The sequence below is a fragment of the Ruegeria sp. AI3 genome, assembly GCF_056541245.1.
On record NZ_JBQFYA010000001.1, the window covers coordinates 414,826 to 438,052 of the forward strand.

Annotated in this window: 24 protein-coding genes; 12 read left to right on the forward strand and 12 right to left on the reverse strand. The window is 60.4% G+C overall.

The window, feature by feature from the left end; genetic code table 11:
* The first annotated feature begins 43 nt into the window (after nucleotides 1-43).
* The 3 genes from ACRZ95_RS02025 (at nucleotide 44) to ACRZ95_RS02035 (ending at nucleotide 3,268) form a co-directional block, all read left to right on the forward strand.
* Complete coding sequence (locus tag ACRZ95_RS02025) at nucleotides 44-799, forward strand: hypothetical protein (RefSeq protein WP_170676204.1); 756 nt, start codon at nucleotides 44-46, stop codon at nucleotides 797-799.
* On the forward strand, nucleotides 796-1,725 hold the full coding sequence (locus ACRZ95_RS02030; protein WP_480554437.1) for a glycosyltransferase family 2 protein: 930 nt from the start codon (nucleotides 796-798) through the stop codon (nucleotides 1,723-1,725). Before ACRZ95_RS02025 ends, ACRZ95_RS02030 begins: the two co-directional genes overlap by 4 nt.
* 184 nt (nucleotides 1,726-1,909) lie before the next feature.
* On the forward strand, nucleotides 1,910-3,268 hold the full coding sequence (locus tag ACRZ95_RS02035; RefSeq protein WP_170676205.1) for a DEAD/DEAH box helicase: 1,359 nt from the start codon (nucleotides 1,910-1,912) through the stop codon (nucleotides 3,266-3,268).
* 12 nt (nucleotides 3,269-3,280) lie between these two features.
* Here ACRZ95_RS02035 and ACRZ95_RS02040 read toward each other — a convergent pair whose 3' ends face one another.
* Genes ACRZ95_RS02040 through ACRZ95_RS02050 form a run of 3 tightly spaced genes read right to left on the reverse strand, consistent with a single transcriptional unit; the run spans nucleotide 3,281 to nucleotide 5,294 of the window.
* Nucleotides 3,281-4,183, reverse strand: coding sequence for an EamA family transporter (locus ACRZ95_RS02040; protein ID WP_170676206.1), 903 nt, complete (start codon nucleotides 4,181-4,183; stop codon nucleotides 3,281-3,283).
* A 21-nt stretch (nucleotides 4,184-4,204) separates the two neighbouring features.
* A complete protein-coding gene (locus tag ACRZ95_RS02045) occupies nucleotides 4,205-5,098 on the reverse strand; it encodes a fatty acid desaturase (protein ID WP_170676207.1) in 894 nt (297 codons plus the stop codon).
* A complete protein-coding gene (locus ACRZ95_RS02050) occupies nucleotides 5,085-5,294 on the reverse strand; it encodes a DUF2061 domain-containing protein (RefSeq protein ID WP_170373903.1) in 210 nt (69 codons plus the stop codon). The genes ACRZ95_RS02045 and ACRZ95_RS02050 overlap by 14 nt, the downstream gene beginning before the upstream one ends.
* A 109-nt stretch (nucleotides 5,295-5,403) precedes the next feature.
* Here ACRZ95_RS02050 and ACRZ95_RS02055 point away from each other — a divergent pair, with 109 nt between their 5' ends.
* The 3 genes from ACRZ95_RS02055 (at nucleotide 5,404) to ACRZ95_RS02065 (ending at nucleotide 7,804) form a co-directional block, all read left to right on the forward strand.
* Nucleotides 5,404-6,270, forward strand: a complete 867-nt coding sequence (locus tag ACRZ95_RS02055; protein ID WP_170676208.1) for a helix-turn-helix domain-containing protein — start codon at nucleotides 5,404-5,406, stop codon at nucleotides 6,268-6,270.
* An 80-nt stretch (nucleotides 6,271-6,350) separates the two neighbouring features.
* Entirely contained in the window at nucleotides 6,351-6,533 is a 183-nt protein-coding gene (locus ACRZ95_RS02060; protein ID WP_170373905.1) for a hypothetical protein, read from the forward strand.
* A 290-nt stretch (nucleotides 6,534-6,823) separates the two neighbouring features.
* On the forward strand, nucleotides 6,824-7,804 hold the full coding sequence (locus tag ACRZ95_RS02065) for a GlxA family transcriptional regulator (protein WP_170676209.1): 981 nt from the start codon (nucleotides 6,824-6,826) through the stop codon (nucleotides 7,802-7,804).
* 71 nt (nucleotides 7,805-7,875) lie between these two features.
* On the opposite strand, the gene ACRZ95_RS02070 is transcribed toward ACRZ95_RS02065, so the two are convergent.
* The 3 genes from ACRZ95_RS02070 to ACRZ95_RS02080 are packed head-to-tail and all read right to left on the reverse strand — an operon-like array spanning nucleotide 7,876 to nucleotide 10,886.
* Nucleotides 7,876-8,922, reverse strand: a complete 1,047-nt coding sequence (locus ACRZ95_RS02070) for an aldo/keto reductase (RefSeq protein ID WP_170676210.1) — start codon at nucleotides 8,920-8,922, stop codon at nucleotides 7,876-7,878.
* A 34-nt stretch (nucleotides 8,923-8,956) separates the two neighbouring features.
* A complete protein-coding gene (locus tag ACRZ95_RS02075; protein ID WP_170676211.1) occupies nucleotides 8,957-9,415 on the reverse strand; it encodes a DNA polymerase III subunit chi in 459 nt (152 codons plus the stop codon).
* 4 nt (nucleotides 9,416-9,419) lie between these two features.
* Nucleotides 9,420-10,886, reverse strand: a complete 1,467-nt coding sequence (locus ACRZ95_RS02080) for a leucyl aminopeptidase (RefSeq protein WP_170676212.1) — start codon at nucleotides 10,884-10,886, stop codon at nucleotides 9,420-9,422.
* Nucleotides 10,887-11,115: 229 nt separating this feature from the next.
* Here ACRZ95_RS02080 and lptG point away from each other — a divergent pair, with 229 nt between their 5' ends.
* From lptG to rsmA, 5 genes are all read left to right on the forward strand, one after another.
* On the forward strand, nucleotides 11,116-12,216 hold the full coding sequence (lptG, locus tag ACRZ95_RS02085; RefSeq protein ID WP_170676213.1) for an LPS export ABC transporter permease LptG: 1,101 nt from the start codon (nucleotides 11,116-11,118) through the stop codon (nucleotides 12,214-12,216).
* Nucleotides 12,216-14,378 (forward strand): LPS assembly protein LptD, encoded by a 2,163-nt coding sequence (locus tag ACRZ95_RS02090; protein ID WP_170676214.1) that lies wholly within the window; start codon nucleotides 12,216-12,218, stop codon nucleotides 14,376-14,378. Before lptG ends, ACRZ95_RS02090 begins: the two co-directional genes overlap by 1 nt.
* The gene (locus tag ACRZ95_RS02095; RefSeq protein WP_170676215.1) at nucleotides 14,369-15,622 is read left to right on the forward strand and encodes a peptidylprolyl isomerase; all 1,254 of its coding nucleotides are present in this window, start codon (nucleotides 14,369-14,371) and stop codon (nucleotides 15,620-15,622) included. Before ACRZ95_RS02090 ends, ACRZ95_RS02095 begins: the two co-directional genes overlap by 10 nt.
* Entirely contained in the window at nucleotides 15,619-16,584 is a 966-nt protein-coding gene (pdxA, locus tag ACRZ95_RS02100) for a 4-hydroxythreonine-4-phosphate dehydrogenase PdxA (RefSeq protein ID WP_170676216.1), read from the forward strand. Before ACRZ95_RS02095 ends, pdxA begins: the two co-directional genes overlap by 4 nt.
* An 84-nt stretch (nucleotides 16,585-16,668) precedes the next feature.
* Entirely contained in the window at nucleotides 16,669-17,511 is an 843-nt protein-coding gene (gene rsmA / locus ACRZ95_RS02105) for a 16S rRNA (adenine(1518)-N(6)/adenine(1519)-N(6))-dimethyltransferase RsmA (protein WP_170676217.1), read from the forward strand.
* Nucleotides 17,512-17,666: 155 nt separating this feature from the next.
* On the opposite strand, the gene ACRZ95_RS02110 is transcribed toward rsmA, so the two are convergent.
* The 3 genes from ACRZ95_RS02110 to prfA form a co-directional block, all read right to left on the reverse strand.
* Nucleotides 17,667-18,248, reverse strand: coding sequence for a DUF4167 domain-containing protein (locus ACRZ95_RS02110; RefSeq protein WP_170466528.1), 582 nt, complete (start codon nucleotides 18,246-18,248; stop codon nucleotides 17,667-17,669).
* Nucleotides 18,249-18,489: 241 nt separating this feature from the next.
* Entirely contained in the window at nucleotides 18,490-19,335 is an 846-nt protein-coding gene (gene prmC / locus ACRZ95_RS02115; RefSeq protein WP_170676218.1) for a peptide chain release factor N(5)-glutamine methyltransferase, read from the reverse strand.
* Nucleotides 19,332-20,387 carry a peptide chain release factor 1 gene (gene prfA, locus ACRZ95_RS02120; protein ID WP_170373916.1) on the reverse strand — a complete coding sequence of 352 codons (1,056 nt, stop codon included), beginning with the start codon at nucleotides 20,385-20,387 and terminating at the stop codon, nucleotides 19,332-19,334. Before prfA ends, prmC begins: the two co-directional genes overlap by 4 nt.
* Before the next feature lie 63 nt (nucleotides 20,388-20,450).
* Here prfA and ACRZ95_RS02125 point away from each other — a divergent pair, with 63 nt between their 5' ends.
* Nucleotides 20,451-20,732 (forward strand): hypothetical protein, encoded by a 282-nt coding sequence (locus ACRZ95_RS02125; protein WP_170676219.1) that lies wholly within the window; start codon nucleotides 20,451-20,453, stop codon nucleotides 20,730-20,732.
* A 7-nt stretch (nucleotides 20,733-20,739) separates the two neighbouring features.
* On the opposite strand, the gene ACRZ95_RS02130 is transcribed toward ACRZ95_RS02125, so the two are convergent.
* The 3 genes from ACRZ95_RS02130 to speB (ACRZ95_RS02140) all read right to left on the reverse strand — a co-directional run bounded on the left by ACRZ95_RS02130 (nucleotide 20,740) and on the right by speB (ACRZ95_RS02140) (nucleotide 23,218).
* Nucleotides 20,740-21,141, reverse strand: coding sequence for a DUF1499 domain-containing protein (locus tag ACRZ95_RS02130; protein WP_480554441.1), 402 nt, complete (start codon nucleotides 21,139-21,141; stop codon nucleotides 20,740-20,742).
* 65 nt (nucleotides 21,142-21,206) lie between these two features.
* Entirely contained in the window at nucleotides 21,207-22,154 is a 948-nt protein-coding gene (gene speB, locus ACRZ95_RS02135) for an agmatinase (protein ID WP_170676221.1), read from the reverse strand.
* A gap of 89 nt (nucleotides 22,155-22,243) precedes the next feature.
* Nucleotides 22,244-23,218: an agmatinase gene (gene speB, locus ACRZ95_RS02140; protein WP_170676222.1), complete on the reverse strand. Its 975-nt coding sequence runs from the start codon at nucleotides 23,216-23,218 to the stop codon at nucleotides 22,244-22,246.
* Nucleotides 23,219-23,227: the final 9 nt, after the last annotated feature.

The window sequence follows — 23,227 nt, forward strand, 5'->3', positions numbered from 1 at the left end:
TGCCTGATTGCACAGCCAATCCAGGCTGTGCAATTCTGCCCGCATGAGCGATGACGACCTGACCTTTCCCGGCGGCCTGCCCGATATGCTGGAGATCCTGGAAAACAGGCGCGCGCCTTTTGTGTTCGGCACCCGCCCCCTACCCGATCTGGACGTCGATCTGGATGCACTGGCGCAGCAGATCGTGCCGGAACGCGCGACCCTCGCCCCCGAAGGCGACGATGCCACCGCGTGGGACCAGAAGCGTGCCAAGATCGCCACCGAGTTCGTGGGCAATTCGGAACTGGCGTTTCTGAACGCCCAGTTGATCGCCAATCTGCGCAAACGCTCCTACCCGCGTCACACGCCCGCTTTGTTCCGGCGGCTTTGGGCTGAGCAATCCCGGCATCTGCTTGAAGCGCTCGATCTGCGCTGGCTCGTCTCGTCGGTGCAGACCTTTGCCGATCACGGCGACACCCCGACCCAGCGCGAGGTTGGTCAGGCGCTGCGGATGCTGTTCGGGCTGATGAAGCTCTATGAGTTCGAACGGTTGTTCTCCAAACGCGGCCCCGAGGAAACCCATTGGTTTCGCGGCAAAAGCACCGCTCCGCTGCCGTTGCAGATGCAGTCTTTCTCACTGGAGCGCGGCGGGCTGGCCGTATCGCTCATCGCGCCGATCTGGACCAAGGCGCTGACCGATCCGACCATCGCGCCGCTGGCGGATCACCTGATGACCGAACTGAACAAAGACCCCGGAACTGTCTTTCGTCGCCTGAAAAAGATGCGCGAACGCCGTCTCGCCCGGATACAGCGACGATGACCACATGGGGTGTTGTCTCCATGGTGCGAGGGCCCGCGCAGGATATCCTGCGGTTCGCGGCCCATCACCTCGATCTGGGGGCCGACCGGCTATACCTCTATCTGGATGAGCCCAACCCCGAGGCGCAGCACCTGTTGGAGCAGCATCCAAAGGTGCAGGTGACCCTCTGCGATGATGCTTTCTGGCGTGGCCGGAATCGGACGCGCCCGGGCAAGCATCAGGTGCGCCAATCCACTCATGCCAGCTATACCTATCGCAAAACCGATCTGGATTGGCTGGCCCATATTGATGTGGATGAGTTCCTGTGGACAGACACGCCCATCCCGGAGCTACTGGATACCGTGCCCGCAGACATCCCCGCCGTTAGGGTCCGCCCGATCGAGGCCATTGCCGGGGCCGAGGGCCTGTACAAAGCGCATATCCCCAAAAGCCCGGACCGCGAGGCTTTGGTGCAGGCGCTCTATCCCACCTATGGCGCTCATGTTCTTGGGGGTTTCCTCAGCCACGTGCAGGGTAAACTGATCGTGCGCACGGGTCTGAAAAAGCTTAGTTTTCGCATCCACAACCTGTTTCAGGACAAGACCCTCCTGCCCTGCAAATTCGAACTGCCGGGGCTGGAGTTGTGCCACCATCACGCCCCGAGTTGGGAGCATTGGTTCAAACATTACCGTTTCCGGATGGAGCGTGGCTCATACAAACCCGGCATGTCCCCAAACCTGCCCCGCGATCAAGGCGGTGTGAACAAGAACGAGCTGTTCAGTCATATCGAATCCGCCCATGGTCTTGATGGGCTACGTGCGTTTTACGATGAACTCAGCGCTACCGACCCGGACGTCCGTGCCCGGCTTGAAGCGCATGACCAGATCCGACACCGCCCGTTGCAACTGGATGAAAAAGTGGCGAAACACTTTCCCAGAAGCTGCTGAATTGTTGCAAAAAATGCCAATTCCAGCCGGTTGACGCCGTCGGGATTTCAGTTCATTTGACCCCGCCCCACGTTTTTGTTATGTCCCGCCTCAAGCCGAAACGCGCATGGTGCGCATGGTCAGATTGACCCGGCATGACGCAGACGCGCGGGCCAGGTAAAGTGTCCGCAATAATCGGACATATATGACAAAGTTTACCGAACTGAACCTGAACCCGAAGGTCCTCAAAGCCATTGAGGAAGCCGGATACGAAACCCCCACTCCGATTCAAGAAGGTGCGATTCCACCCGCGCTGGAAGGGCGAGACGTATTGGGCATCGCCCAGACCGGCACCGGGAAAACCGCTAGCTTCACGCTACCGATGATCACCCTGCTGGCCCGTGGCCGCGCCCGTGCGCGGATGCCGCGTTCGCTGGTGCTATGCCCGACACGGGAATTGGCCGCGCAGGTCGCCGAGAATTTCGACACCTATTCCAAACACCTGAAACTGACCAAAGCGCTGCTGATCGGCGGTGTCAGCTTCAAAGAGCAAGAGGCCCTGATCGACCGCGGCGTAGACGTTCTGATCGCCACTCCGGGCCGTTTGCTGGACCATTTCGAACGCGGCAAGCTGCTGCTGACCGGCGTGCAGATCATGGTCGTGGATGAGGCCGACCGGATGCTGGATATGGGCTTCATCCCCGATATCGAACGCATCTTCTCGCTAACTCCCTTCACGCGTCAGACGCTGTTCTTCTCGGCCACCATGGCCTCGGAGATTGAGCGTATCACCGACACCTTCTTGTCCGCGCCCGCCCGGATTGAGGTCGCCCGTCAGGCCACCGCGTCCGAGACGATTGAACAAGGCGTGGTGATGTTTAAAGGCGGTCGCCGGGATCGTGAAGCCAGCGGCAAACGCAAGGTTCTGCGCGCGTTGATCGACGCCGAAGGTGACAAATGCACCAACGCGATCATCTTCTGCAACCGCAAGACGGATGTTGATATCTGTGCGAAATCGCTGAAGAAATACGGCTATAACGCCGCCGCGATCCATGGCGATCTGGACCAGTCGCAGCGGATGAAAACGCTAGACGGGTTCCGCGATGGCTCACTGCGCCTGCTGGTTGCCTCAGATGTGGCGGCGCGCGGTCTTGATATCCCGTCAGTTAGCCATGTGTTCAACTTCGACGTGCCCGGCCATGCCGAGGACTATGTTCATCGCATTGGACGCACGGGCCGTGCTGGACGTGAAGGCAAGGCCGTGACAATCTGTTCGGGTCGTGACGAAAAGGCACTGGATGCGATTGAAAAGCTGATCCAGAAGGAAATTCCGCGCCTCGACAACCCGGTCAAGGAAGAACCCAAGCCCGAGAAACCGAAAGCCGAGAAGCCCGCCAAAGCGGCGGAAGGCAAGCGCAGCGAAGGCAAGAAAGAACGCGAGCCCCGCGAACCCAAGGGTCGCGGTCGTGGCCGCAAGGACGATCATGGCCCGGCGGTTGTCGGCATGGGCGATCACCTGCCCAGCTTCATCGCCCTCAGCTTTGATGAACGCCGCGCGGGCTAACCACCCAGACGCTTAGATTGACAGTACCAGCGCCAGTATCGACGCGCCCAGCAACAGCATCCCGGCGATCTCGCGCCGGGTGATGATCTCACGGAAGAAGAGGGTCGAGGCAAGCAGGCTGAGCAATAGCTCGACCTGTCCCAATGCTTTGACATAGGCCGCATTCTGCAGGGTGAAAGCGAAGAACCAGCAGAACGATCCGCACAGGCTGGTCAGGCCAACGAACACGCCGGTTCGGCGAGTGTTCCAGACCGCGCGCAACTCGGCCCGGTCGCGCCACAGCAGCCAAATCCCCATGCTGACGAATTGGAACGTGACTACTGCGGCCAGCGTGACCAACGCGCGAAACCACGCGTCGATATCGCCTAGCTCAAGCGAGGCTCCGCGATAGCTGACCGAGGAGAAGGCGAATAACACCCCCGAGCCCAACCCAAGTCGCGAGGCGCGATTGGTCAGATGTTGCCACCACGCCCCGTCCCCTCCGGGTGTTTTGGACAAAAGCAGCACCGCCAGCAGCCCCACGACGATCGCACCCAACGCCCCGGTCGAGACCTGATCGCCCAGCACCACAAATCCAACGATCGCGGTTTGGATGACTTCGGTTTTCTTGAACGTGATTCCGACGGCAAAGTTGCGCTGCTTGAACAGCGCGACGACACAAATCGTCGCCAAAATCTGGGAGGTGCCGCCAATCACTGCAAACACCCAGAACCGCGCGGACAAATCTGGCAGGCTCAAGCCGGTGACCTGAATCGCGATGACCAACCCCAGCAAGGCCAACGGCAAGGAATAGGCGAAGCGCGCAAAGGTCGCCCCCGCCGCAGACAGTTTCACGCTGCTCAGCGATTTTTGCAGCATAAACCGGACCGTCTGAAAACCGGCGGCGGCGATGGTGATTGGAATCCATAAACTCATGAACTCCCTTCTGTCTTTAAATCAGGGTTTTGGCCAGAGCGGATGCGGCACCGGGTCCTTCGCCCTCCAGAAATACGTCCTGAAGATCTCGGCATAGGATGCGTAGACATAGGCTTCATTGCAATCCTGATACCGCTCTTTTCCCGATTGATAGAGCGCGGGTAGTTCGTACCACGGGGCCGATGGATTCATGTGATGAACCACGTGCAGGTTGTTGTTCAGAAACAAGAAAGCCAGTAAACCGCGATCTTCGACGATCACCGTGCGGGCGCGTGATTTCTCATGCGCGCGGTGTTCAAGGAAGGTGCGGATCTTAACAACACCCAAACCGATATAGGCCGACATGACATAGGCCCAAATCGGCATGGAGGAGTGCGCGACGACCCACAGAACCACCGCAATTCCAGGGATATGCAGCGCCCATGCAAGCGCGACCGAACGGTCACCACCGATCAGGCTGTTCCATTCGTCCCGCAGAAACGTAAGTTGCCCGATCGCAGGCCCCAACACCATGCGCCCGAGCAGGGTGTTGTTGGCGGCAAGCAGCCTCTTTTGCCATCCAGACAGCTGCGCCCAGACCTTTGGGTCATGGTAGTTGCTTTCGGGGTCGTCATAAGGGTCGGTTAGGATCGAATCCTGATGATGCGCAAGGTGTAGGTCACGAAATCGATTAAACGGAATGAAAAGGGTCAATGGCAGGGCCATCAACGCCTCGTTCAACCATTTCGTGCGAAACGGATGTCCGTGCAAAGCCTCATGCGTCAGCGAGGAATGAAGGGCGGCAACCGCTCCCATCATCGGGATAGCAAGCCACAGGCTCCAATCCGCCACGTAGAAAGTGGCAATCAACCAGGCTGCGTAGCATGCGGCGATCACGGCCAGCGTGTCCCATTCGGGCGTTTCAGCTTTCCCCATGACGCCCCCATGAGATACCCGCCCAGACCCGCTCATAGACAATGTAAAGCGTCAGACCGATAGCGGTGTTGACCAGCGCTACTACGCCACCCAAGGCAACCGACCCGGTGGCGATCAGGCCCACCAGCGTCATCATCACCAGCCCCATCACATTCCAAATGAGTGCTTTCACGACCGATCTTCGTCGCGTTTCCATTCCGGACCCCGTTTTTTGTTGTTGTCACAAAAGCGTTACTCAACGGGCCGCGCGTTGGGAATTCTGAATATGATTAACAAAAATCATCAAAAGTGTTAATTTCCATCACATGATAGATAAAATCGACAAACGAGTGCGCGCTGTGCAGTTTCGCCAGCGGCTTTCCCGCGCGATGGAGGACTCCGGTGTCAGCCAAAGCGCCCTCGCCCGACATATCGGTGTCGACCGCTCGACCGTATCACAGCTACTGACCGATGAGGGCGCCCGCCTGCCCAACGCCCATGTGGTCGGCAGTTGCGCCTCTGCTCTGGGCGTCTCGGCGGATTGGCTGCTGAGCCTGTCAGACCGCCCCGAAAGCGCCGCCGAGTTGCTGGCCAGTTCTCTGACCATGACCGAGGCCCCCCGCGCCCTTGTCGATGAGCGTATTTTCCAATGGCATCAAGAGGCTGCGGGCTACAAAATCCGTTACGTGCCCGCCACCCTGCCCGATATGCTCAAGACCCGCGCCATACTCGAATGGGAATACGCCCCGCATTTGGGCCGCACTGCGGATCAAGCCATAGGTGCGTCCGAGGATCGCCTGTCCTGGATGCGCAGCGCCCAGTCGGACTATGAGATCGCCATGCCTCTGTATGAGATCCGCAGCTTCGCACTCGGCACCGGCTACTACGAAGGCCTGCCCTTAACGGTCCGTCTGGAACAGATCGACCACCTTCTGGACCTCAGCGAGCAGCACTATCCCCGCCTGCGCATCTATCTGTTCGATGCCAAACGCCTGTATTCCGCGCCTGTCACGATCTTCGGGCCCTTGCTTTGCGTCTTCTATGCGGGCAGCCACTATATGGCCTTCCGTGACCGCGACCGGATCGAGGTGTTCAGTCGGCATTTCGACACCCTGATCCGCGAGGCTGAAATGACCGCCCGCCGTTTCCCCGAATACCTGCGCGGGTTGCGGGCCGAGATTGCAAAGGGCTGACGCCTCAAACGTGCGGTTTTTCAGATCCTGTAGTATAGTGACACCGCGAACGCGCAGACACTCTACGGAGGATGATCAGAATGGACGCACTACAAACCGCTCAATATGCACGCGCCCTCTATTCCGCGCACGGCGACCGGGCCGAGGCGGAAGCCGCTCAGAAGATGCGCGAATGTGAGGCCGCCGGAAACACGCAAGAGGCCAAAGACTGGCAAGCCGTCCGCCGCACAATCCGCCAGATCCGGGGCCCGAATCAAGGCTGATGCCCTAGCTCTACGCGCTTGTCGCGCCATCAAAAACAACACGCTCCGCCCATCCGGTTCGCGGGCCAATTCGGCTGGCCAGCAGATCGAAACACGGTGCCCGGCCCTCCCTAATGGTTCGGGTCCGAATGGTGCAATAGCTGCCGTTTTCCGGGCAAAAACGTTTTCCCCAAGTTATACCCAGTTTTGACCAAAGTTTTCCCCAGGCTTCTCCCCAGATTCCGATTTGCGCAACCGCCGCCTCTGACGCAGCCTTGTGGGAACACTTGTCAGAATGCGAATCGAACTTGATGAAATCCGCAAAAAACATACTGCAGCCGGAACATCGCGCCCTTAAAACGGCGCTGTTGGTCTTGGATGAATGCAGCACGCTCAGCTTTGCCTCGGCCGTGGATCCGATGCGCGCCGCCAACCGTCTGGCGGATCGCCCGGCCTTTGATTGGGACTACGTGACCCCAACGGACGCGCCAGTCATGCTGACCAGTGCGCTCACCGTTCCCGGCATTCCGCTGGCCCGTCTGCAAAGCTGCGACCTGATGATTGTGGTTGCCGGGTTTCAAATGGCCCGCCAAGCAACCCCCAGCCTGATCGCGGGGTTGCGGCGCATCGCGGCCACGGGTGCCACCATGGCCGGCATAGACGGAGGGCCCTGGCTGCTGGCCGAGGCTGGTCTGCTCGATGGTCACAGCGCGACCACCCATTGGGACGATCTCGACAGTTTCGCGAGCCGCTTTCCCAAGGTCGATGTACAGGCAAACCGCTTCGCAATCTCCGAAAACCGCCTGACCTCGGGCGGCGCGATCCCCGCGGTCGATATGATGCTGCACATCATCGCCGCGCGCCATGGTGCGGGTTTTACTGCACGTGTCTCAAACCAGTTCCTGTACCAAGGCGCTTCGGCCCAAACCAAAACAGACGCCCCCAAGGCGAACCACCACTCCGCGCTGACCTCCAAGGCCAATAGCCTGATGGAGGCCGCGCTCGACGACCCGCTGCCACTGAACCATATCGCCGACAGATTGGGCACCAGCCCGCGCACCCTGCAGCAGCAGTTTCGCCTGCGCCTGAACACCACGCCGCAGGACCACTACCTGCAGCTACGCATGGCCGAGGCCCGCCGTCTGGTGACCGATACCGATATGTCGCTGATGGACGTGGCCCAAGCCACCGGGTTCACCTCGCAATCCAGCTTCTCCCGCGCGTTCCGCACCGCCCACGGCCTATCGGCCCGTGACCTCAGACAAGGCAGCGCCAACCCTACCCATCACTGACCGGATCTGCTTCATCTGGCCAAAAATACCTCGGGGGAGGCGCGCGGCACGCGCGGCGGGGGCAGCGCCCCCTAATACGGCATCGGATGCGCTTTGTGCGCCGCCTCGATCTCGGACAGAACCTCATCGGACAAGCGCAGGTCGATACCAGACAGGATATGCTCCAACTGCGCCACTGTCGTCGCGCCAAAGATGGCTGACATCATGAACGGACGGGTCCGGCACCACGCCAGCGCCATCAATGTCGGGTCCAGCCCATGCCGCGCGGCAATCTGCAAATAGACGTCAACGGCATCAAAAACCCGCTCGGACTTGCGCCCCCCCAGCTCCGGCGTCAGTGACATGCGCGAGGCTTCCGGAATGGCACCGCCCTGATATTTGCCGGTCAGCAACCCAGTTCCCAAAGGCGAGAACGCCATCAGGCCCACGTCTTCATGAACGCTCAACTCGGCCATGTCCGTATCAAACAGCCGGCACAGCAGAGAGTATTCATTCTGAACCGACGCCACCCGTGGGGCGCCCATCTGCTCTGACAGGCGCAGCCATTGCGCCGTACCCCAGGCACTTTCGTTGGACAGACCAAAAGCCCGGATATTGCCCTTGTCGACCTGAACCTGAAGCGCCTCCAGACACTCCTGCATATTCTCCAGCACTTCATCGGTGTTGTGCCCCTTCGGGGAGAACGTCCAATTCTGCCGGAACATATAGCTGCCGCGATTGGGCCAGTGAAACTGATAGAGGTCGATATAGTCGGTCTTCAAACGCTGCAGTGAGCCCTCGATGGCCTCGGGGATTGTCTGAGCGGTGATCGGCGCGCCATCGCGGACAAAGCGAAGCCCCTCACCCGAGTGCTTGGTGGCCAGAACATAATCCCCCCGACGCGCAGAATTGGCCGCATTCCAGTTGCCAAGGATTTCCTCGGTCCGGCCAATGGTTTCTTTGGCGACCGGGTTGACTGGGTACATCTCGGCGGCATCGACAAAATTGATCCCGGCTGCCAGCGCCACGTCCATCTGCGTATGCGCGTCGGTTTCCGAGGTTTGCGATCCGAATGTCATCGTCCCAAGACATAGATCAGACACCATGATCCCGGTGCGGCCCAAAGGCTTCATTTCCATTTGTCGCTCTCCTGATTTCCGCAACAGCCGCGCGCTAGGCTTCGGCTTTCTTTTCCCAACGGCCCGATTCCTCGGACCAATATTGCGCTGAACACCCCGCGCTGGTCAGCGCTTTCCACTGGCCGCGCGCATGTTGAACAGCCTCCATGTCATTGCCGTCGAACAGAATGCAAACTCGGTCCAGCGCGGCGACCTCATCCGGGTCAACCGCCGCCCCGTCCACCGCCATTACGCAGCTGGCATCATTTGCGGCCTGCATGTCCGACGTCAACAGGATCGGTTGCATCGCATCATGCGCCCCACCAGCCCGTCCATGCGGCAAGAACCCGTCCTCGGGTCCCAACCAGAGTTTTTCATCCAACCAGTCCAGCCGGGCGGGATCAGTGCCCCGCACGGCGATCTTCCACCCGGCCTGACGCGCCTTGTCCAGCAGGACCGGCAAAGTATGTTCCAGCGGCTGACGGGTCAGGTGATAGAAATAGACAGCCCCCATGGGTTTACTCGAAATTGTCCTGCACAAAACGGCTCAGCGCGCGCACGCCCCAGCCTGTGGCCCCCTTGGGGGCATAAGATGTCTCAGCCGCGACAGAGGCGACACCCGCGATATCGAGGTGAATCCAAGGTGTCTCTTCCTTGACGAAGCGTTGCAGGAACTGCGCCGCGGTGATCGAGCCTGCAGGCCGTCCGCCCACATTCTTCATATCCGCGATGCGCGATTTCAGCTGCTTGTCATAGGCCGCGCCCAAGGGCAGTCTCCACGCGCCTTCGTCCTCGGCCTTGGCCGATTTCAGGAAGGCATCGCAGAAGGTATCGTTGTTCGAAAACACTCCTGCATTCTCATGGCCAAGTCCGATGATGACCGCCCCGGTCAGGGTCGCCAAGTCGATCATGCCGACCGGAGAGAACCTCTCCTGCGCGTACCACATCACGTCGCATAGAACCAAACGGCCCTCGGCATCTGTGTTGATGATCTCGACCGTGTCGCCCTTCATTGATTTCACCACGTCGCCCGGACGGGTCGCATTGCCCGAGGGCATGTTCTCGACCAGCCCTACAAGACCGACCACATTGGCCTTGGCCTTGCGCTTGGCCAGCGCGCGCATGGTACCGGCCACGACGCCCGCGCCGCCCATGTCCATGGTCATATCTTCCATGCCACCCGCCGGTTTCAGCGAGATCCCTCCGGTGTCGAACACAACGCCCTTCCCGACCAGAGCCAGAGGCGCATCGTCTTTGTCGCCCCCGTTCCACTGCATCACCACAACTTTCGACGGGCTAACCGAGCCTTGCCCAACGCTTAGCAGCGTGCGCATGCCCAGTTCGGCCAGCTTGTCTTCCTCCAGAACCTCAACCTCAAGGCCCAGCGATTTCATCTCGTCCAGACGGTCGGCGAATTCGGTAGTGGTCAGGATGTTCGCAGGCTCATTCGTCAAGTCGCGGGTCATCCGCACACCGTCGGCAACCGCATACATCGGGGCGAAGGTAGCCTCAGCCTCGTCATGCTTGCTGTGGCTGATCGTGACCGAACCTGCCGCATCGCTCTCCTTGGTCTTGTGGACATCGAAATCGTAGCTACGCAGAGCGATGCCCATCGCCAGATCCTCCACGCGCACCTGATTGCCCGCCATCACCAACAGGTCTTTGCCGCCGGCCAGTTTTGCCAATGCCGCCCCCGCTTTGCGCGCTTCGTCCACTTCGGGGCGGCGTGGCAGAACCACGATATCCAACGCTTGCGCGGCCATACCAACCGGCCATGCCAGAGAGATCACATCCCCGGTTTTCACCTTTTCGAACCGATCGCTTTCCACCAATCGAGCAACCGCTCCACGGGTCAGTTTGTTGGCACGTCGCACGGCTGGGCTCATCTTGCCATCGGCGGGAATGATGATTGCCACGCGCCCCTCCGCCTGCGCCATGGCATCCACGTCAAAAGCCTCAAAACGAATTGGTACCAGACTGCTCATAGCAAACTCCTCAAAATCTGTTCCCCAAGACCTAGCCCGCGCTGCACGACTTGACCAGATAGCAGTTTTCCCCGCCCGCCATTTGCATTAAAGTCGTGCAAAAATAAACGGCAGGCTCGGGGGAGATCTAAGTGGCACCAAACGGCAGGCATTCGCTGTCGCGCATGATGACATGCATTGGCGAACCGGGCGTGAACCCCTGCGTTTCAAGCCCTGAGAGGGTCTTTCCGTGATCCTCGACCGCTATTTCGCGCGCCGCTTTCTCCAAAGCTTTGTGGTCATCGGCGGCATCTTTCTGACCCTGATGATTCTGATCGACCTGATCGAACAGCTGCGCCGCTTTGACGACTATGACCTGTCCGTCGGCCAACTGCTGGGCCTGACACTGCTGAACACCCCAGCCGCGATCAGCGAAATGCTGCCCCTGCTGATTATCCTGTCCACCATCGCGCTGTTCGTTGGGCTGGCGCGCACCTCAGAACTGGTGGTGACCCGCGCCACCGGGCGCTCGGGCCTGCGGGCGCTGGTGGCCCCCGTCACCCTGGCCCTGATGATTGGCATTCTGGCCGTTGCGTTGCTGAACCCGATCGCCGCCGCGACGTCGGAAGAGTTCGAGCGTCTATCGGATGCCTATCGCGACGATGGCAGCTCTGCCCTGTCGATCAGCCGCGAGGGGCTGTGGTTGCGTCAAAGCTCGGACAATGGCCAATCGGTGATCCACGCCAAGGGTACATCTAACGGGGATACTCTGGGTCTTGACGATGTGACCATCATCACCTTCTCGGGCGGCGGAAAGCCAAACCAGCAGATCGTCGCCGAACGCGCGGAGCTAACCAACGGAACCTGGGTTTTGACCGACGCCAAACTCTGGCCGCTGCGAGACGACCTCAACCCTGAAACAAACGCTGTTTCGCATGAACGTCTTGAGCTGCCGACCACGCTGACGCGCGAACGCATTCTGGACACGCTGGGTAAGCAGGACTCGGTCTCGGTCTATGATCTGCCCAAACTGATCCGCGATTTAGGTGAGGCCGGGTTTTCGACCAAGCAATATGAGGTCTGGCTGCATGTCCAACTTGCCCGGCCCCTGTTTCTGGTTGCCATGGTCCTGATCGGAGCGGCCTTCACCATGCGCCATGTGCGGTTTGGTGGAACCGGTGTGGCGGTGCTGACTGCGGTTCTGTTGGGCTTTGCGATCTATTTCGTGCGCAACTTCGCGCAGATACTTGGCGAAAACGGCCAGCTTCCGATCTACGTCGCCGCCTGGGCTCCGCCCTTTGCAGCGATCCTACTCTCGCTTGGCCTATTGCTGCACGCGGAGGACGGCTGATGCGACGTTTTCTGCCGTTTGCAGCGACCAGCCTGCTGGCCCTGACCCTGCCCCTTGGCCTGGCCGCGCAGAATCTGTCCGATCCGACCGTCACCCAAAGCCCGGCCCAAGAGGAAGAACCGGCGCTGCTTGTAGCCGACAAGATTTTTATAACGCCCGACCGCAAGCTGGTGGCTGAAGGCAATGTCGAGGCGTTTCAGGGCAACGTCAAACTCAGCGCTAATCGCATCGTCTATGACCGCGAAACCGGAGAGCTAACGCTGGATGGCCCCTTCCGCATTGATCAGGGTGGGCAAACGACCGTACTGGCGGAGTCGGCGCAGCTGGACAACGGGCTTCAGAATGGCCTGCTGGTGGGCGCACGGATGGTGTTCGAGCAGCAGGTGCAAATCGCATCCGTTCAAGCCCGCCGCGCCGGAGGGCGCTACACGCAATTCAGCAAGATCGCCGCAACCTCGTGCCATGTCTGCACCGATGGCCGTCCGCCTCTGTGGCAGATCCGGGCGCGCAAGGTCACGCATGACTCGCTAGAGCGACAGCTTTACTTTGAGGGTGCGCAGCTGCGGGTGCTGGACGTCCCCGTTTTCTACTTCCCCTATCTGCGCCTGCCCGACCCGACGCTGGAGCGTGCGACCGGATTTCTGGTGCCGTCCATTCGCACCACCTCGCAGCTCGGAACCGGGGTGCAGGTGCCGTATTTCTTCAAAATTGGCGACCACAAGGACCTGACCCTGACGCCCTATATCTCGCCCAAAACCACAACGCTTGGCTATCGCTATCGACAGGCTTTCGTGAATGGTCGGATCGAGATCAACGGCGCGCAGACCCGGGACGACATACAACCGGATCAGGATCGCGGCTATCTGTTCGCCGAAGGCTGGTTCGACTTTAAAAATGACTATCGCTTTACCTTCGATCTGCAAACGACCTCGGATGATTCCTATCTGGCCGATTACGGCCTGCCCGATTTGGACCGCCTCCGCAGCGAAGTTGCGTTGGAACGGATCAAGCGCGACACAGCGTTCCGGACCAGCTTCATTCACTACAAGACTCTGCGTGACAGCGAAGATCAGGATGAAATCCCCTCGCGCATATTCGATCTGAACTTCCAAAAGCGCTATTTCCCAACCTCCGTCGGCGGAGAAGTTCGGGTAAACGTCATCGCCCACGCGCATGAGCGCACCAGCGATGAGGACGTGGTCGGACGCGACGTGGCGCGCACAACCTTTGACGCCGAATGGCTGCGCAGCTGGACCTTTGCCACCGGATTGCGGGCTGATGCGTTGTTCGGTGCCTCCATTGACGCGTTCAACATCCGCCACGACAGCAATTTCCCCACGCAAGCCACCCGGACGACCCCTCGGGCCGCCCTGACCTTGCGCTATCCGATGACACGCCGCGAAAAATCCGGCGCGACGCAGTTTCTGGAACCCATCGTTCAGTTCGGCTGGACCAATGTTTCCGACAATGATGTGCCGATCGACGAAAGCACGTTTCAGGAATTCGACGAAGGCAACCTACTGTCTCTGTCGCGCTTTCCGGCCGAGGATCGCCGCGAGGATGGCGCAACTGCCGCTGTCGGCGTCAACTGGGCGCGCTATGGTCGCGGAGGCTGGCAGGCGCTTGCCACGGTGGGCCAAGTATTTCGTGCGGATGCCGATCCGGATTTCACTCTGACTTCGGGACTGCAGGGCACATCGTCCGATATCCTGCTGGCCGGTCAGCTCAAAACCGCTAATGGCTGGTCTTTGGCCGGGCGCGGAATTCTCAACGGTGACCTTAGCTTTGCCAAGGCCGAGCTGCGTGGAGAGTGGGCGAAAGAAGGTTCAGCCTTCACCGGCAGCTATATCTGGCTGGAACCCGACCCGGCTGAAAACATCGAAGAGGCGGTCTCCGAGGTCTGGCTGCGCGGGCGCTATCAGGTTGACCAGAACTGGCTGACCCGGGCCGAGGCCCGCTACGACCTGAACGAATCCGAACCCATTCGCCTGGGCCTCGGCGTGACCTACCAGAACGAATGCGTTCGGGTTAACATGTCCGTAAGGCGGCGCTTTACTTCAACATCAACTATTGAGCCTTCGACCGAATTCGGCTTTACCGTATCCCTGACAGGATACGCCCTCGAAGGCGCTGGTAACACTTACAAGAGAACATGCAGTTGATATCAACTTTCTCACGGTTTCTTCGTTCCGCTTCGATCCGGCTGGTGCTTCCGGCCCTGGCCGCTACGACTCTTACCTTCACCGCGCCCCATACGTTTGCGCAAAGCCTGTTTTCGCCAGCGATCCGGGTCAATCAGGACGTGGTAACTTGGTATGAGTTGGAGCAACGTCAGCAATTCATAAACGCACTCGGTATCTCTGGCGGGTCCGAGGCCGAAGTCCGGCAAGCACTGATTGATGACCGCTTGCGCAAACAAGCCGTGCGCGAAGCCGGGATCGAGGTCCCGCCCGAGGCGATTCAGGCGGGTGTCGATGAATTCGCGGCCCGCGGGCGCCTCAGCACCGAGCAGTTCCTGCAATTGCTGGCCAACGAAGGCGTCGATCCGGAAACGGTCCGCGATTTCGTCGCCGATCAGCTAACATGGCGCAACTATATCAGCGCTCGTTTCCTGTCTCAGGCCAACCCCTCCGAGGAAGAGATCAACCGCGCTCTGGGTCAGGGCGGCGGTGGCGGACTTCAGGTCTTGTTGTCTGAAATCATCATTCCTGTAAACCAGCAGACCCTCGCCCAAACCGAGCTTCTCGCTGAAGAAATCGCCAATCTCGAAGGGTTTGACGCGTTTTCGGCTGCGGCTGCGCAATACTCGGCTGCAGAAACCCGCAGCAATGGCGGCCGGCTCGACTGGCTGAACCTGTCCGGTCTACCCCCAGCACTGCAGCCCGTGGTTCTTGGCTTGAAGAATGGTGAGATCACCAGCCCGATCGCCCTACCCAACGCCATCGCTCTGTTCCAGATGCGCGGCCTGCGTGAGGTTGCAACCGGCACGCCCTCTTACTCCAAAATCGACTACGCCATCTATTTCATGGCCGGCGGCCGTAGCGCCGAAACACTGGCCGCCGCCGCGAAACTTCGCGAAGAGATCGACACCTGTGATGACCTATACGGCATCGCGCAGGAGCAACCGGCCGAAGTGCTGGAGCGTGTCGACGCCGCTCCCTCAGAGATCCCGCGCGACATTGCGGTCGAGCTGGCCAAGCTGGACCCGAACGACGTCTCGACCACGCTGACACGCAACAACGGCCAAACGCTGATGTTCCTGATGCTGTGCAACCGCACCCGCGATCTGGGCGAGAACACCTCGCGCGCGGATGTGGCCAATGCGCTGACGCAACAGCGCCTGCAAGCCTTTGCGGACAGCCTGCTGGAACAACTACGCGCCGACGCCAGCATCATCGAACAATGAACGCCCCCATCGCGCTCAGCTGCGGCGATCCGGCGGGCATAGGCCCCGAGATCGCCGCCAAAGCATGGGCGGAATTGCGCAACACCTGCCCCTTTTTCTACATCGGGGACGTCGCGCATCTGCCCTCGGGTACACCGGCCCAGCTGATCAGTGACCCGGCCGAGGCCATCTCGGTTTCCCAAACCGCGCTACCGGTCCTGCAACTGGGATTCCCAGCCCCCAACACGCCGGGTCGACCCGACCCGGCCAATGCACCATCGGTTATCGACGCCATCGAACAGGGCGTTTCCCTTGTGCAATCCGGCGCGGCTTCTGCCCTGTGTACGGCCCCGATCCACAAAAAGGCACTCATCGACGGTGCGGGTTTCTCTTACCCCGGCCACACCGAATTTCTGGCGGCTCTGGCGGGCCGTGAACGGGTGGTGATGATGATGGCCAGCGATCAACTGCGCGTCGTGCCCGCGACCATTCACATCCCCCTCTCCCGTGTCCCGCAAGAGCTGACCCCGGCCCTGCTCCACAACACGATCGAGATCACCGCCACCGGCCTGCGCACCCAGTTCGGCATTGAGGCGCCGCGCATCGCCGTGGCTGGCCTGAACCCCCATGCGGGCGAAGGCGGCAAAATGGGAACCGAAGAACTGGACTGGATCGCCCCGATGCTGGCGAACCTGCAACCCGAGGGCTACAGTGCCACCGGCCCGCACCCCGCCGACACGATGTTCCATGCCGCCGCGCGCAGCCGCTTTGATGCAGCTATCGCGATGTATCACGATCAAGCCCTGATCCCGATCAAAACGTTGGATTTCGACCGGGGCGTGAATGTTACCCTCGGCCTGCCCTTCGTCCGCACCTCACCCGATCACGGCACCGCGCTGGATATTGCAGGGCAAGGCATCGCCAATCCCACCAGCCTGATCGAAGCGCTGAAACTCGCGCAGAAGATGGCACAAAGCGCTTGATCCTTCACCTGGCTGGAAATATCCCCGCCGGAGGCAAAAAATCTCTGGCGCTAACCACCCCAAACGCGTCACGGTAACCGGATCATGAGCGCTATCGACACCCTCCCTCCGCTGCGCGAAGTCATCGCGACCCACCAGCTGTCCGCCCGTAAATCGCTGGGCCAGAACTTTCTGCTCGACCTGAACCTGACCGCCAAGATCGCGCGTCAGGCCGGAGACCTCAGCACTTGTGACGTTCTGGAAATCGGCCCCGGCCCCGGAGGGCTGACCCGTGGGCTGCTCTCTGAGGGCGCGCGCAAGGTTGTGGCGGTGGAAAAAGACACCCGCTGCATCGCCGCCCTGAACGACATCGCCGCCGCCTATCCCGGCCAGTTGGATGTGATCAACGGCGATGCGCTAGAAATTAACCCGCTGGAGCACCTGACCCCGCCCATCCGCGTCGCGGCCAACCTGCCCTATAACGTCGGTACCGAGCTGCTGGTGCGTTGGCTGACCCCGCCGGAATGGCCGCCCTTCTGGCAAAGCCTGACGCTCATGTTCCAGCGCGAAGTGGCCGAACGCATCGTCGCCCAACCCGGAAGCAAAGCCTATGGTCGACTTGCGATTCTGGCCCAATGGCGGGCCGAGGCGCGCATCGCCATGTCTCTACCCCCCGGTGCGTTCACCCCACCACCGAAAGTCTCCAGCGCAGTGGTTCACCTGACCGCCCTGCCCGAGCCGCGCTATCCCGCCGACGCCAGCACCCTGTCCCGCGTCGTGGCCGCCGCATTCAACCAACGCCGCAAAATGCTGCGCGCTTCCCTGAAAGGCGTGACGCCTGATATCGAGGACCGCCTGATCGCAGCCGGCATCAAGCCTACCGAGCGGGCCGAACAGGTCCCGCTTGAGGCCTTTTGTGCCCTCGCGCGCGAAGTCAAAAAAACCTAAAGCGTTTTGCGTTTTAGCTGAGGCAAAGCCACCGAAATGCGCGTACGACCGCAGGGAGAGGCAGCGTATTTCGATTCCAATCAAACGCAAAGCGATCTAGGCGCAACAAAAAAGCCCCGGATAAAACCGAGGCTTTCTTTTTATCCGTGCAGGGCTTACTCAGCCGCTTCGGGCGCGTCCCCGTCGGTTTTTGGCGCTTCCTCAGCCGCAGGTGCAGCTTTGGGCTTGCGAGGCGCGCGCGGTTTACGCGGCGGCTTTTCCTTCTTCTCAGGGGCCTGAGCACCTTTGTCTTTGCTCTCAGGGGTCTCGACCAACCCGCTTTCCGGCGCAGGCTCGGGCGCGCTGAAATCCATTACATCAGGCTGGGGCGCCTCGGCCGGGTCGGCCTGACGGGCGGCTTCACGCTCCTGACGTTCGGCGCGTTCACGGTCGCGCTCGGCCTGCCGTTCACGGTTCTGGCGCTCCTGCTCTTCGCGGCGCGCTTCAATCTCACGCTGCGCCTCGCTCAGCATCCGCAAATAGTGTTCGGCATGCTGCTGAAAGTTCTCAGCCGCGACACGGTCGTTGGACAGCTGTGCATCGCGCGCAAGCTGGTTGTATTTGTCAATGATCTGCTGCGGTGTGCCACGCACCTTGCCCTCGGGGCCCGAGCTGTCGAACACCCGGTTGACGACATTGCCGCCAGAAGGACGATTGCGGTTATTTTTGGCCCGCGAGCGGGATTTGGAAGATCTCATCTTACTTTACGTCAGCCTTATCAATTCGCTGCCGATCAACCCGTACCTTACGCTGCTCAGAGGCCTGTCCCGTAACGTGTCATCGGCTTTTTTGGGCTTGGCGTCAGGGGCGCGCTGAACCAGCGTCAACCTCTCCGACCAGTTCTGAGTAAACATGTCCTGCCGCGTCAGACAAGAGGTTTCTGGGATATTTCGCAGCTTTTTTACAAAGACCGGCGCTTTTCGGCCTCTAACGCTGCGTTCAACCCGGGATTCTGCCCAAAACAACACGGTCGCGCCCATCCAGATCAGGGATGACTCGGATATCCGACAAGCCAGCGGCGTCGAACAAGGCCGACACGTCCTTGGCCTGTGTCGGCCCGATTTCAACCAGCAAGCGCCCGCCCGCCATCAGGAAATCAGGTGCACCCGCCGCGATCCTGCGATAGGCGTCCAGCCCGTCCCCTTCATCGGTCAAAGCCATGCGCGGTTCATGCTCGCGCACTTCGGGCGACAGATCCTGCATCTCGGAAAGCGCGATATAGGGCGGGTTCGAGACGATGAGGTCAAACTGCCCTTCAATCCGCTCGAACCAATCCGAGCGCACAATCTCGGCCCGGTCCTGTACATTGTGCTGCACGGCGTTGGCGCTGGCCTGCAAACAGGCCGCTTCGCTCAGATCTGCACCCAGGCCCGTAGCACTGGCGCGTTCGGCCAGCAGCGTCACCAGGATGCAGCCCGAGCCAACCCCAAGGTCCAGAACATGGTCAAACGGTTCGCTCAACGCGGCTTCGATCAGCGTTTCGGTTTCCGGGCGCGGGTCCAGCACATCGCGGCTGACGCGGAAGTTGCGACCGTAGAATTCCCGCTCCCCCAACAGATGCGACACAGGCACCCGGATCGCGCGCAGCGACACCAGTTGCTCATAGCGTTCGGCGATGTCGGGCGACAGCTCCTCGGGCGCGATCAGAGTGACGCGGCTGGCCTCAATTCGGGCCGCATGTGCCAAAAGGACCCGCGCATCGCGGGCCGGGTCATTGACACCGGCAGCACGCAGGCGGGCTGTTGCGGCAGCCATCGCCTTGGCGGCGGTCAGGGCCGCAATCATTGCGCCATCTCGGCCAGCAACCGGGCCTGATCATCCGCGGTCAGCGCGTCGATCACCTCATCCAGATCGCCTTGCATGACCTGATCCAGCTTGTAGAGCGTCAGGTTGATGCGATGGTCTGTCATTCGACCTTGTGGGAAGTTATAGGTCCGGATCCGCTCGGACCGATCGCCTGAACCCACCTGACTGGCCCGATCCGCCGAGCGTTCGCTGTCGATCCGCTGACGCTCCAGATCATAGAGGCGTGTTTTCAGCACCTGCATTGCGATCTCTCGGTTGCGGTGCTGCGATTTCTCAGAGCTGGTCACCACAAGACCGGTCGGCAAGTGGGTAATCCGCACGGCCGAGTCGGTGGTGTTCACGTGCTGCCCCCCGGCCCCGGACGACCGCATCGTATCGATGCGAATGTCATTGGCGTCGATCTGGATATCGACATCCTCAGCCTCGGGCAGAACCGCGACCGTCGCCGCCGAGGTATGAATCCGCCCGCCGCTTTCGGTTTCGGGCACGCGTTGCACCCGATGCACGCCGGATTCGTACTTCATCCGCGCAAAGACATTGTCGCCTTTGATATGGGCAACGACCTCTTTGATGCCGCCAAGGTCCGAGGCCTGTTCTTCGATGATCTCGAACCGCCATCCCCGCGCCTCGGCATAGCGTTGATACATGCGCAGCAGGTCCCCGGCGAAGAGCGCCGCCTCATCCCCGCCGGTGCCGGGACGGATTTCCAGCATGGCCGGTCGCGCATCCGCAGCGTCCTTGGGTAGCAGCGCCAGTTGCAGCGCATGTTCGGCCTCGGGGATACGGGACTGAAGCTGGGGGATTTCCTCCTCGGCCAGTTCCTTCATATCCGGGTCGGCGAGCATAGCCTCGGCCTCGGCCAGATCCGAGACCAGCTGACGCCAGGACAGGATCTGATCGACAACCGGTTTGAGGTCAGAATATTCTTTGGCCAGGGTCGCAATATCCCCGCCCGAGGCGCCATCAGCCATGGCGGCTTCGAGGTATTGGAATCGCTGGGTTATCTGCTCAAGGCGTTCTTCGGGGATCATCCGGCGGGTGTCTCTTAATCTGGGGCTTTGGTCAAGGGCCAGCCTTGTGCTAAGCTTTGGATCATGAAGGGGTTGGTTTTCATTTTATCGCTGCTCGCACTACCCGCCATGGCCGATTATGTCGGGCCAGATGGCAAGGTTCGCGATTGCTACTGCACCGACAAGTCAGGCTCGCGGATCGAGTTGGGGCAAATGATCTGCCTGCAGGTTGATGGCCGGATTTTCACCGCGCAATGCCAGATGTCGTTGAATGTGCCGATGTGGCGCGAGGTGCAGGAAGGGTGTTTGTCGTCAGATTTGGATTGGCCCGATCTGGATCAGACCCTCAAGACATCCGCGTCCTGAACGCCGCCTACATCTGCGACAGCCACCCATCAACGCGGGTCTTGTTCACTCCGAAATCTTTGCGACCAAAGCGCAAGCGGCCATGGATGCGCAGCAAGTCTCCGTCCTGCTGGGCTGTGGTGTAGTCGGGAAAGCCGATAGTCTTGGTGCGGGTGATATAGGTGATCCGCCCCTCACCCACCGACCCAGCCAGAACAGTTGTACGCGGCGCGTTGCGGGCAATGGCATCCAGCGCGGCCAACCCCTCTGGCCCCGTTTCGACCACGCGCAATACGCCGCCTTGCAGATCCTGGTTGGTCTCGGCTTGAGGGGCAATGTGCCAGTCCGCCGGATCGGAGGGCGCAAGCCGGATATAGGCCCCCAGCGCGATCACCAGACCAACAACACCCAAAACCAGCATGCGTTTCATTCCACCTAAGTCCTTTTCCTGAACCCTATGCGGAACAGATGCGGTTTCAAGACGAACCCGGCCAGCTACCGTGACGTCACACCGGGTAGAATGCACAGAAGCTCGAACAGAAGATTGGCCGCCGTCAGCGCCGTGTTCCCTAACGAGTCGTAAGGCGGAGAGACCTCGACCAGATCGCAGCCCACCACGTTCACCCCTTGCAGCGCGTGGATCAGCTGCAGCGCTTGCGGGGTTGTCAGCCCTCCGATCTCAGGCGTGCCGGTGCCGGGGGCGTAGGCCGGATCCAGACTGTCGATGTCATAGGTGATATAGACCGGGTGATCGCCGACCGTCTTGCGGATTTGCGAGCCGATCTGCGTGAGGTTCTGCTGCCACAACTCCCATGCGGGAAATTGCTGGAAGCCCCAACCCTGCGCCTCGGTAAAGTCGGTTGAGGCATAGCCCGAGCCGCGAATGCCGATCTGAAAGGTCTTGTCCGGGACGATCAGCTTTTCCTCATAGGCGCGACGGAAGACAGTGCCGTGTGTCTCACGCTCGCCAAACATATCGTCATTTACATCCGCGTGGGCATCCACATGCACCAGGGCGACCGGCCCGTGTTTCGCCGCAATCGCACGCAGGATCGGCAGGGTGATGGAGTGATCTCCGCCCATCGCCACAGGGACCACATTCTGCGCGAGGATACCGTCATAGCTGTCCTTGATGATCTTGAGGCTTTCGGACAGCGAAAACGTATTGATCGCCAGATCGCCGATATCGGCAATCTGCAACGTATCGAACGGGGCTGCCGATGTAGCCATGTTGTAGGGTCGGATCATCGCGCTTTCGCTGCGGATTTGCTTGGGTCCGAACCGCGTGCCCGACCGCCACGACGTGCCGATATCCATCGGTATTCCCAACAGCGCCACGTCCAGCCCCGCCAGCGAAGTCGACTGCGGCAGCCGCATGAACGTGTTCGGCCCGGAGAACCGCGCCAGATCATTTCCGCTGATCGGTTGATTAAATTCAGTCATTTGCGGTTGGTTCCCATCCCATAAGATCATGTTTCTCAGCACATACCGGAAACTTGGCTAACCATTGGTTAACGCGTTTCGATCCCCGTTTACTTTTTCTCGGCCATCAGCCGGTTCCACCCCAGCAGGCAGATGATTTGCGTGGCCACATGCGCGCCCGCAATGGCAGTCGCCCCGGAGGTGTCATAGGGCGGAGAGACCTCGACCACATCCCCGCCTTTGATGTTGATCCCGGCGATGTCGCGCAGAATGATTTGCGCCTGAATCGAGGACAAACCGCCCCAAACTGGCGTGCCGGTCCCCGGCGCAAAGGCCGGGTCCAAGCCGTCGATATCGAAGCTCAGATAGACAGGACGGTAGCCGAGAATGGATTTGATCTTCTGCGCCACGGCAGCGGGGCCGGATTCGTAGACCTCGCGCGCGTCGATGATGTTGACGCCCAGCGTATCCTCGTTGCTGGTACGGATACCCACCTGAACCGAGCGTTTCGGGTCCACAATCCCCGATTTGACCGCCTTGTAGAACATGGTGCCGTGATCGACGCGGGACATATCATCGTCCGCCCAGGTATCCGTATGCGCATCGAACTGCAGCAAGGACATCGGGCCATATTTCTCGGCATAAGCTTTCAGGATCGGAAAACTGATATAGTGATCGCCGCCTAAGGTGACCGAGGCCACGTCAGCCGCCAGAATCGTGCGGATATGATCGGTCAGCGTATCCGGAAAGGCCGGGATATTGGCGTAGTCATAGGCCATATCGCCATAGTCAACGATCGCCAGCTCGCTCAGGGCGTCAAAGGGCCAACCGTATGGTGCATCGGGGGATTGCAGCGCACTCGCCTCGCGGATCGCGCGGGGGCCGAGCCTTGTGCCGGGGCGGTTCGTCACCGCCTGATCGAAGGGCACGCCGGTGACGGCGATATCCACGCCCTTCAGATCCTTGGTGTAAAGCCGCCGTAGAAACGAGGTCGCGCCGCCGAACGTGTTCTCGTAGGACAAGCCCTTGAGGTCGGGGTTGGTAAATGCCTCATCGACCTGATGTTTTGCGTCTTCCAGTGCCATGTCTTGTCC